Raw genomic sequence first — 8,566 nt, 5'->3', positions numbered from 1 at the left:
GATCGGCAGTACCGCGGTGACCGTATTTTCAGTAAACAGCTGCTGACGCGCCATGATGACGATGACAAAGCCAAAGGTGTAGCCGAGATTCTCCAGTAAAAAGGCGCCGGGCACACCCTCCAGGTGGACCTGAAAGATGCCTTTGGCCATTAGCGAGGCACTCATTGAAAGACCGGCAGCAACAGCGGACCACAACAGGGCCATGCCGTCGCGCTCCAGCTCTTTTTCACCATCCTGACGAATCTCTTCATGGATTGCCGCAGCCCGTGAGGGCAGGGCATCTTCATCCACTTCGATATCGGTGCCCTGGTCCTTCTCTTCACTCTCTACATCATTATTATTTTCATTGTTTGATGGCGTTTGCTTCATGTTTTCTCCCGGTGATAATGCCAATGCGTAATAAGCGTAGACGGTTTTAGCAAGGCTGAAATGTTACTAAGATTCAATTTAAGAGTAACAAGGTTTTAACTGAGCAGGTTTTTTGAGCAATTTCTTGATCTGGTGCGCACGAATACCCCGTTTGGGTGAAGTGGGAGCTATCTCACAGACTTCGGCCCATAGCTTCATTGTGGTATTATCGCCGCCTCATTCATTGCCGTGATTCTCCCTTCTATGCTCGAAGTCATTAATATCTCGTGTGTTCGCGATGAGCGAACCCTGTTCCATGGGCTGAGCTTCCATGTGCAGGCGGGCGATATTGTGCAAATTGAAGGGCCAAACGGCGCCGGCAAAACCTCCTTACTGCGTCTGCTGGCGGGGCTGAGCCGCGCGGAAGAGGGCGAAGTGTGTTGGCAGGGGCAGCCGATACGGCAGCAACGCGAAGTATGGCAGCAAAATCTGCTCTATCTTGGCCATCACCCTGGCGTAAAAGCGGTACTCTCTCCGCTTGAAAACCTGCACTTCTGGCACGGCGACAGCAGCGATGACGCGATTTTCGCTGCCCTTGAACAGGTTGAACTGCTGGGCTATGAAGAGGTTCCGGTTGCGCAGCTCTCTGCCGGGCAGCAGCGGCGTGTGGCGCTGGCGCGCCTGTGGCTGAGCCCGGCTGCCATCTGGATTCTGGATGAGCCGCTCACGGCCATCGACAAAGGCGGCGTGGAAAAATTAATGGTGCGATTTGCCGATCATGCCGATAACGGTGGCGCCGTTATCCTGACAACGCATCAGGACCTGCCAGACAGCCGCGGTCAGGTGCGTAAAATTCGTCTCACATCGGAGTGGGCGTAATGCTTGGGCGGGTTATTCAGCGCGAGTTAAAAATTGCTTTTCGCAGCGGCGCAGAGGTGATCAATCCGCTGTGGTTTTTCCTGATTGTTATCACGCTGTTTCCATTAGGTATCGGGCCGGAACCGCAGCAGCTGGCGCGTATCGCGCCGGGTGTCGCATGGGTGGCGGCGCTGCTGGCCTCCTTGCTGGCGCTGGAGCGGCTGTTTCGTGATGATTTTCTGGATGGTTCGCTGGAGCAACTACTTCTGCTGCCAACGCCCTTACCGGTCACGGTGCTGGGTAAAGTGATCGCGCACTGGCTGATTACCGGCCTGCCGCTGATTCTGCTGTCGCCGCTGGCCGCACTGCTGCTGTCTCTGGACTTTTCCGGCTGGCGTGCGATGGCGCTAACGCTGCTGATCGGTACGCCAACCCTGAGTTTTCTTGGTGCGATTGGCACCGGCCTGACCGTCGGGCTGCGGCGCGGCGGCGTGTTACTGAGTTTACTGGTACTGCCTTTGTCGATACCGGTTCTGATTTTTGCCAGCGCAGCGATTGAGGCTGCCGGCCAGGGGTTACCGATTGGCGGCTACCTGGCGATTCTTGGCGCAATGCTGGCAGTGAGCGCAACCCTTTCGCCGTTTGCCACGGCTGCGGCGTTGCGTATTAGTCTGCATTAATGTGTGCCTCCTTTAGAGAGGCCGCAGTCCCGACTCTTTTTTAGTGTGAGCAATGCAAATGTGGAAATGGTTACACCAGTGGGCAAAGCCTGAGCGGCTTTATCAACTATGCGGTCGCTTCATTCCCTGGTTCGCGGTAGCGGGCGCGGGCGCGCTGTTACTGGGCTGGGCGTGGGGCTTTGGCTTTGCACCGGCTGACTATCAGCAGGGCAACAGCTTCCGGATCATGTACATTCACGTGCCGGCGGCGATGTGGTCAATGGGCGTCTATGCCGCAATGGCGATCGCGGCCTTTACCGGGCTGGTGTGGCAGATGAAGATGGCCGACCTGGTCTCTGCGGCCATGGCGCCGATTGGTGCGGTGTTTACCTTTATCGCGCTGGTTACCGGCTCCGCCTGGGGCAAACCGATGTGGGGCACCTGGTGGATCTGGGATGCGCGTCTGACCTCCGAACTGGTGCTGCTGTTCCTCTATATGGGGGTCATTGCGCTTTATCACTCCTTCGACGATCGCCGTACGGCCGGGCGCGCTGCCGGCATTCTGATTCTGGTCGGCGTGGTCAATCTGCCGATTATTCACTTCTCCGTACAGTGGTGGAACACCCTGCATCAGGGCTCGTCCGGCATTATGCAGCAGGCGATTGATCCAAGCATGCGTACGCCGCTGCGCTGGTCTATCCTCGGTTATCTGCTGGTATTTGTCTCCCTGACGCTGATGCGCCTGCGCAACCTGATTCTGTTTACTGAACGTCATCGCCCGTGGGCGATTGAGATGGCTCAGGGAGGGCGCAAAGCATGACACCCGCCTTCGCCTCCTGGAGTGCGTTTTTCGCCATGGGCGGTTATGCCTTTTATGTCTGGCTGGCCGTCATTTTCACCCTGATTCCGTTGCTCGGCTTGATCCTGCACACCTTGCTGTTCCGCCGCCGCCTGCTGGCAGAGATTCGCCAGCGTCAATCCAGGGAGCGCCGCATTCGCGCGGCTAAATCGAAAAAAGCTGCCGGTGAAGCAGCAGGAGAGTCCAGGTGAATATCCGTCGTCGTAACCGGCTGTATGTGGTCGTTGCCGTGCTGGTGGGCTTAGGCCTTGCCACTGCGCTGGTGATGTACGCGCTGCGCTCCAACATTGATCTCTTCTATACCCCCAGTGAAATTCTCTACGGCAAAGGTGAAGAGCACCAGAAGCCGGAAGCGGGCCAGCGGCTGCGCGTTGGCGGTATGGTGATGCCGGGCAGCGTAAAACGCGATCCTAAAACCCTCGCGGTCTCATTCAAGCTGTATGACGCCAACGGGGTGATCAGCGTGAGTTATGAAGGCATCCTGCCGGACCTGTTCCGGGAAGGGCAGGGCGTGGTCGCGCAAGGGGTGCTGGAAGCGGGCAACCTGGTGAACGCCAAAGAGGTGCTGGCGAAGCATGATGAGAAGTACACGCCGCCGGAAATCCAGGATGCGATGAAGAACAATCACAAAGGACCTGCGGCGGCTTACCAGCAGGCAGGTACACAATCATGATGCCGGAAATTGGCAGCTTTCTGCTGTGTCTCGCGCTGGGGTTAGCGCTGCTGCTCAGTGTCTATCCGCTGTGGGGCGCTGCGCGCCAGGATGCGCGTCTGATGGCGATGGCGCGTCCGCTCGCCTGGGGTATGTTCCTGTGCATTGCAGCCTCATTCATGGTGCTGGTGCACGCTTTTGTCGTTAACGATTTCACCGTCGGCTACGTGGCCACTAACTCCAATACGCTGCTGCCGGTCTACTACCGTATCGCCGCAACCTGGGGTGCACATGAGGGCTCGCTGCTGCTGTGGGTGCTGCTGCTCAGCACCTGGACGCTGGCGGTTGCGATTTTCAGTCGCGGAATGCCGCAGGATGCGCTGGCGCGCGTGCTGGCGGTCATGGGCATGATCAACCTCGGCTTTTTGCTGTTTATCATCCTCACATCAAACCCGTTTACCCGCACACTGCCTGGTTTTCCTATTGATGGACGCGATCTCAACCCGATGCTGCAGGATATCGGGCTGATCTTCCATCCACCGCTGCTCTACATGGGCTACGTTGGCTTCTCGGTAGCCTTCGCTTTCGCCATTGCTTCGCTGATGGCCGGCCGGTTGGATACGGCCTGGGCCCGCTGGTCACGTCCGTGGACCACTGCCGCCTGGGTATTTCTTACCATTGGCATCGTACTCGGTTCGGCGTGGGCCTATTACGAACTCGGCTGGGGCGGCTGGTGGTTCTGGGATCCGGTGGAAAACGCCTCCTTTATGCCGTGGCTGGCGGGCACCGCGCTGATGCACTCGCTGGCGGTAACCGAGAAACGCGGCAGCTTTAAGTCCTGGACGGTGCTGCTGGCGATTACTGCGTTCTCGCTGAGCCTGCTCGGCACGTTCCTGGTGCGCTCCGGTGTGCTGGTGTCCGTGCACTCGTTTGCCTCCGACCCGGCGCGCGGCATGTTTATCCTCGCGTTCCTGGTGATCGTCATTGGCAGTTCGCTGCTGCTGTACGCTCTCAAAGGCGGGCAGGTGCGTAGCCGCGTACAGAACGAAACCTGGTCACGCGAATCGTTCCTGCTGGGTAACAACGTACTGCTGATTGCGGCCATGCTGGTGGTGCTGCTCGGTACGCTGCTGCCGCTGGTGCACAAGCAGCTTGGCCTCGGCAGCATCTCCGTCGGAGAACCGTTCTTCAATACCATGTTCACCTGGCTGATGGCGCCGTTTGCGCTGATGCTGGGCATTGGCCCATTGGTGCGCTGGCGCCGTGATGAGCCGCAAAAGCTCTGGAAGCGCCTTGGCGTCGGGCTGCTGGTGACGCTGGTGCTGTCCATTGTGCTGCCGTGGGTACTGGAGGATCGCATCGAAGCGATGACGGTCATTGGCCTGCTGATGGCGATTTGGGTGATCCTGCTGACGCTGATGGAGCTGCACGAGCGCGCGACGCATCGCCATCGCTTCCTGCGCGGCCTGCGCCATCTGTCACGCAGTCACTGGGGCATGGTGCTGGGCCATCTTGGCGTGGCGGTCACGGTGGTGGGTATCGCGTTTAGCACGCAGTACAGCGTAGAGCGCGATGTCCGCATGAAGTCGGGCGACAGCGTAGATATTCGTCAGTATCACTTTGTTTTCCGCGATGTGCACAGCCTGCAGGGGCCAAACTACAGCGGCGGCGTTGCCATTATCGACGTCACGCGCAACGGTAAACCGGAGGCGGTGCTGCATGCGGAGAAACGCTTCTATACTGCGGCGCGTACCATGATGACCGAAGCGGCCATCAGCGGCGGTTTTACCCGCGATCTCTATGCCGCCCTGGGCGAAGAGCTGGATGATGGCTCGTGGGCCGTGCGCATCTACTACAAACCGTTTGTGCGCTGGATCTGGTTCGGCGGCGTGTTTATGGCGGTCGGTGGCCTGCTGTGCCTGCTTGATCCGCGCTATCGCTCGCGTAAAAAGGCGCAGCGCGAGGAGCTGGCATGAATAAAAATATTCTGTTTATCCCGTTAGCCCTGTTTTTGCTGCTGGCTGCCGCGCTGCTGTGGCAGCTGTCACGCAATGCCAACGGTGACGATCCTACACGCCTGGAGTCAGCGCTTATCGGCAAACCGGTACCGGTTTTCAGGCTGGAAGCGCTGGATCAGCCAGGCAAGATCTATAACCAGCAGGTGCTGACGGACGGTAAGCCCATCCTGCTGAACGTCTGGGCGACCTGGTGTCCGACCTGCCGCGCCGAGCATCAGTATCTCAATACCCTGGCAGAAAAAGGTATCCGCGTGGTGGGCCTGAACTATAAAGACGATCGCACCAAAGCGGTGACCTGGCTGAACACGCTGGGCAACCCCTATGCGCTCAGCCTGTATGACGGCAACGGCATGCTGGGGCTCGACCTGGGCGTATATGGCGCACCGGAAACCTTCCTGATTGATGGGAACGGCATTATTCGCTATCGCCATGCCGGGGATATGAACGACCGCGTGTGGAATGAAGAGGTAAAACCGCTGTGGGATAAGTACAGCCAGGGGGCAGGCGCATGAAACAGCTGCTGCTATTTATTGCTGGCATGTTATTCAGTGCCAGCCTGTGGGCGGCGATCGATACTTATCAGTTCGATTCGGTGCAACAGGAGGAGCAGTACCGTGAGCTTACCGCTTCGCTGCGTTGCCCTAAGTGCCAGAACAACAGCATTGCTGACTCCAATGCGATGATCGCCGGCGATATGCGCCTTAAAGTGTACGAGCTGATGAAGCAGGGCCAGAGCCGGCAGCAGATTATTGATTATATGGTGGCGCGCTATGGCAACTTCGTTACTTACGAACCGCCGGTAACGCCCTCAACATTGATTCTGTGGGTTGGCCCGGCGCTGTTTGTGCTGCTTGGCGCCCTGGTAATTATTCTGCGCAGTCGCCGCGCGAAAACGCGCAGCGATCTGGATGACGATGAACAACAGCGCCTTGCGGCGATTCTGAAGCGTGACGGGAAGCCGTAATGACTGGATTCTGGATTACCCTGATTATTCTGCTGGCAGCGGCAACCGCGCTGTTTCTCGGCGCAGGCTGGCGCCAGCGCGAGGCCAGCCGCGGCGATCGCGATCGTCTGAACACGGATTTCTATCAGCAGCGTCTGCATGAGCTGGCGCGCGATGAAGCCGAAGGCGTGGTGGGTGAGCGCCCGGAAATGGTGCGCGAGCTGCAACAAACGCTGCTGACCGATGTCCCCGGCGCCGATGCGGTACGCAGCCACACCAGCAGTCGCTGGATACTGCTGCCGGGCGTCATCGTACTGCTGCTGGTCTCCGTCGGTATGTATTTGAAAACCGGCGGCCTGAGCCAGCTGGCGGGCTGGCTCAGCGTGCAGCAGGCGTATCCGGCGCTGCGCGCGCGCGTGATGGACCCTAATGCGCAGCCGCTGACCATGGAGGAGCTGGCGCGTCTGCAGCTCGGCCTGCGCACGTCACTGCAAAACGATCCGCAAAATCTCAACGACTGGGCCATGCTCGGCCGTTTAGGAATGGTGCTGAACAACGCCACCGATGCCAGCCAGGCGTTTGAGCATGCGCTGCAGCTGGCGCCCGATAACCTTGAACTGCAGCAGGATTACGCCGAAGTGCTGACGCGCTCCAGCGATCCGCAGGATAACCGCCAGGCCAATATCCTGCTGAAAGATCTGCTGAAACGCGATCACAGCAATGTGCGTACTTTGAGCCTGCTGGCGTTCAATGCGTTTGAACAGCAGCAGTATAACGAAGCGATAGGGGCCTGGCAGGTCATGCTGAAGCTGCTGCCGGCGGGCGACAAGCGCATCACGATGATCGAGCGCAGTATTGAACAAGCAAAAACCGACGCGGGACAGCAGAATACCCAACTGAATCTGACGGTGAGTTTAGCCCCGGAGGCAGAAAAAATGTTACCGCAGGGCGGAGTGATGTATATTTCTGTGTCTGACGGTGTTTCACCGGTGCCTGTGGCTGTAAAGCGTTTACCGCTCAGCCACTTCCCGTTATCGCTTACGCTGGATGACAGCAACGCCATGATGCCGGATCGCCTGCTTTCGGCGCAGCATCAGGTTCAGGTCAGGGTGCGCATTTCGCGCGACGGCAGTGCTAATCCGCAGTCGGGCGACTGGTTTGGATTAAGCGCGCTTACCCCCTGGGATGGTCATCCGCAGCTGGCTGTCGAGATAAATCAGCAGCAGCCCTGAAGCGATACACCTTTTATCCGCACAGGGAGAGAAGAATGAATAACCGCCTGACCGGTCTGGCGCTGGCCAGTGTACTTCTGGTGGGATGTGCAAGTTCCAAACCGGCCGACAATCCGGAGCCCGCTCAGCGTAGCGATCCGTTTGAAGGTTTCAACCGCACGATGTTTAACTTCAACTACAACGTGCTTGATCCTTATGTATTGCGCCCGGTGGCGGTTGCCTGGCGCGATTACGTGCCGGTGCCGGCGCGTAGTGGCCTGAGTAATTTCCTCGGCAACCTGGATGAACCGGCCAGCATGGTTAACTCCATTCTGGTGGGTGAGCCACGCCAGGCGGGGATCCACTTTACCCGTTTCTTCCTTAACACCGTGTTAGGTCTGGGTGGATTCATCGACGTGGCGGGCAAAGCTAACCCGGCGCTGGCGCGAGAAGTGCCACACCGTTTTGGTAGCACGCTGGGTCGCTACGGCGTGGGCTATGGTCCTTACGTTGAGTTACCGGCGTACGGCAGCTTTACCGTGCGTGAAGATGGCGGTGATTTTGTGGATACGCTCTATCCGGTGCTGAGCTGGCTGACATGGCCGATGTCGATCGGTAAATGGACGCTGGAGGGGGTTGAAACGCGCGCGCAGCTGCTCGATTCCGACGCCATCCTTAAACAGCAGCAGGATCCTTACGCGTTTATCCGCAACGCTTACTTCCAGCGCCACGATTTTATCGCCAATGGCGGCAGGCTGAAGCCGGAAGAGAATCCTAACGCCAGTGCGATTCAGGATGATCTACAGGATATCGATTCACAATAAAGAGAAAGGCGACTGAGTAAGTCGCCTTTTTTTATGTCTGTGTCTGATTACCTGTGACTTGCAGAGCTGGCAGATCGCCACACATTTTACCGCTGCGGATTTTGCGCTGGTCAGAAGGGAGAGTGAGCACGCCCGGAACGGCAACGGCCGCCTCCATGCAGGCCTCGTCACGCGGCATCCCCGCTGCGTGACGA

At 58.3% G+C, this 8,566-nt stretch carries 11 protein-coding genes; 10 read left to right on the top strand and 1 reads right to left on the bottom strand.

The window, feature by feature from the left end; all coding sequences use genetic code 11:
• Window positions 1-369 (bottom strand): formate/nitrite transporter family protein (locus HA48_RS21370; RefSeq protein ID WP_208613166.1); only part of this gene is annotated, 369 nt, incomplete at its 3' end.
• A gap of 243 nt (window positions 370-612) precedes the next feature.
• Between HA48_RS21370 and ccmA the strand changes: the two genes are divergently transcribed.
• From ccmA to mlaA, 10 genes are read left to right on the top strand one after another with little or no spacing between them, the layout of a single operon-like run.
• Window positions 613-1,227: a cytochrome c biogenesis heme-transporting ATPase CcmA gene (gene ccmA / locus HA48_RS21365; protein ID WP_128603109.1), complete on the top strand. Its 615-nt coding sequence runs from the start codon at window positions 613-615 to the stop codon at window positions 1,225-1,227.
• Window positions 1,227-1,886, top strand: a complete 660-nt coding sequence (gene ccmB / locus HA48_RS21360) for a heme exporter protein CcmB (RefSeq protein WP_128603108.1) — start codon at window positions 1,227-1,229, stop codon at window positions 1,884-1,886. The genes ccmA and ccmB overlap by 1 nt, the downstream gene beginning before the upstream one ends.
• Before the next feature lie 58 nt (window positions 1,887-1,944).
• On the top strand, window positions 1,945-2,685 hold the full coding sequence (locus HA48_RS21355) for a heme ABC transporter permease (protein ID WP_128603107.1): 741 nt from the start codon (window positions 1,945-1,947) through the stop codon (window positions 2,683-2,685).
• Complete coding sequence (gene ccmD, locus HA48_RS21350; RefSeq protein ID WP_128603106.1) at window positions 2,682-2,915, top strand: heme exporter protein CcmD; 234 nt, start codon at window positions 2,682-2,684, stop codon at window positions 2,913-2,915. Before HA48_RS21355 ends, ccmD begins: the two co-directional genes overlap by 4 nt.
• Window positions 2,912-3,397 (top strand): cytochrome c maturation protein CcmE, encoded by a 486-nt coding sequence (gene ccmE, locus HA48_RS21345; protein WP_128603105.1) that lies wholly within the window; start codon window positions 2,912-2,914, stop codon window positions 3,395-3,397. Before ccmD ends, ccmE begins: the two co-directional genes overlap by 4 nt.
• Complete coding sequence (locus HA48_RS21340) at window positions 3,394-5,352, top strand: heme lyase CcmF/NrfE family subunit (RefSeq protein WP_128603104.1); 1,959 nt, start codon at window positions 3,394-3,396, stop codon at window positions 5,350-5,352. The genes ccmE and HA48_RS21340 overlap by 4 nt, the downstream gene beginning before the upstream one ends.
• Window positions 5,349-5,906, top strand: coding sequence for a DsbE family thiol:disulfide interchange protein (locus HA48_RS21335; protein ID WP_128603103.1), 558 nt, complete (start codon window positions 5,349-5,351; stop codon window positions 5,904-5,906). Before HA48_RS21340 ends, HA48_RS21335 begins: the two co-directional genes overlap by 4 nt.
• Window positions 5,903-6,358: a cytochrome c-type biogenesis protein gene (locus HA48_RS21330; RefSeq protein WP_128603102.1), complete on the top strand. Its 456-nt coding sequence runs from the start codon at window positions 5,903-5,905 to the stop codon at window positions 6,356-6,358. The genes HA48_RS21335 and HA48_RS21330 overlap by 4 nt, the downstream gene beginning before the upstream one ends.
• Window positions 6,358-7,569 carry a c-type cytochrome biogenesis protein CcmI gene (gene ccmI / locus HA48_RS21325; protein WP_128603101.1) on the top strand — a complete coding sequence of 404 codons (1,212 nt, stop codon included), beginning with the start codon at window positions 6,358-6,360 and terminating at the stop codon, window positions 7,567-7,569. Before HA48_RS21330 ends, ccmI begins: the two co-directional genes overlap by 1 nt.
• Window positions 7,570-7,604: 35 nt before the next feature.
• Window positions 7,605-8,372 carry a phospholipid-binding lipoprotein MlaA gene (gene mlaA, locus HA48_RS21320; protein ID WP_128603100.1) on the top strand — a complete coding sequence of 256 codons (768 nt, stop codon included), beginning with the start codon at window positions 7,605-7,607 and terminating at the stop codon, window positions 8,370-8,372.
• Window positions 8,373-8,566 lie beyond the last annotated feature (194 nt).

This window comes from Pantoea wallisii, from assembly GCF_002095485.1.
Lineage (GTDB): Bacteria > Pseudomonadota > Gammaproteobacteria > Enterobacterales > Enterobacteriaceae > Pantoea > Pantoea wallisii.
The sequence above is the reverse complement of the archived record's forward strand: the minus strand, read 5'-3'. Positions and strand labels throughout refer to the sequence as shown.

Coding starts and splice junctions, on each gene's coding strand:
- ccmA (WP_128603109.1), top strand. CDS start 613: ATGCTCGAAGTCATTAATATCTCGTGTGTTCGCGATGAGCGAACCCTG.
- ccmB (WP_128603108.1), top strand. CDS start 1,227: ATGCTTGGGCGGGTTATTCAGCGCGAGTTAAAAATTGCTTTTCGCAGC.
- HA48_RS21355 (WP_128603107.1), top strand. CDS start 1,945: ATGTGGAAATGGTTACACCAGTGGGCAAAGCCTGAGCGGCTTTATCAA.
- ccmD (WP_128603106.1), top strand. CDS start 2,682: ATGACACCCGCCTTCGCCTCCTGGAGTGCGTTTTTCGCCATGGGCGGT.
- HA48_RS21340 (WP_128603104.1), top strand. CDS start 3,394: ATGATGCCGGAAATTGGCAGCTTTCTGCTGTGTCTCGCGCTGGGGTTA.
- HA48_RS21335 (WP_128603103.1), top strand. CDS start 5,349: ATGAATAAAAATATTCTGTTTATCCCGTTAGCCCTGTTTTTGCTGCTG.
- HA48_RS21330 (WP_128603102.1), top strand. CDS start 5,903: ATGAAACAGCTGCTGCTATTTATTGCTGGCATGTTATTCAGTGCCAGC.
- ccmI (WP_128603101.1), top strand. CDS start 6,358: ATGACTGGATTCTGGATTACCCTGATTATTCTGCTGGCAGCGGCAACC.
- mlaA (WP_128603100.1), top strand. CDS start 7,605: ATGAATAACCGCCTGACCGGTCTGGCGCTGGCCAGTGTACTTCTGGTG.